Source organism: Mesorhizobium sp. M7A.F.Ca.CA.001.08.2.1 (assembly GCF_003998455.1).
GTDB lineage: Bacteria > Pseudomonadota > Alphaproteobacteria > Rhizobiales > Rhizobiaceae > Mesorhizobium > Mesorhizobium ciceri.
Map to the genome: position 1 here is coordinate 1 of NZ_RZPW01001485.1, position 423 is coordinate 423.

Sequence of the window (423 nt, forward strand, 5' to 3'; positions counted from 1 at the left end):
GCGAAAAGATCCCTTGCGTTTTTGAACCGGAGCCCATTGGCCATGACCGCCACGCTTTCATCGAGAAGCTTGGCCACTCAAGCCTTAGGCGCGGCGCGGGTCAAGTCTCAACCGGTGACGCGGCAACAACTGTCACGCCCCCGGCGATTGCAGACAGACAATTGCCTGCGAATTTGCTATGATCCCAACATCGAAAATCGGAATACTCAACCAGGAGGAGCCGCTATGCAGTGGAGCAGTTCAGCTTTTGTGTTGGCGGTCGTGCTTTTCTTGACCCACGCTTCCGCCGACCCCGTTCAGAAATCGGAAGACATCGTGAAGTTTTTTGCTGGTGCGGCCGATCTCGGCAAGTCCCGCGGGATTTGTGTTGGCTCCGCGGAGGAGTGCAAAAGCAAGTCCAATGACGCGTCGGCAGTGAAAACC

Annotated in this window: 1 protein-coding gene and 1 pseudogene; both read left to right on the top strand. The window is 56.3% G+C overall.

What is annotated here, in order from left to right; genetic code table 11:
- On the top strand, positions 1-182 hold a 182-nt coding region (locus EN914_RS38915; protein WP_206527369.1), incomplete at its 5' end, for a hypothetical protein.
- A 43-nt stretch (positions 183-225) separates the two neighbouring features.
- Positions 226-423, top strand: a pseudogene (locus EN914_RS38110) (OmpA family protein); the annotation flags it as partial.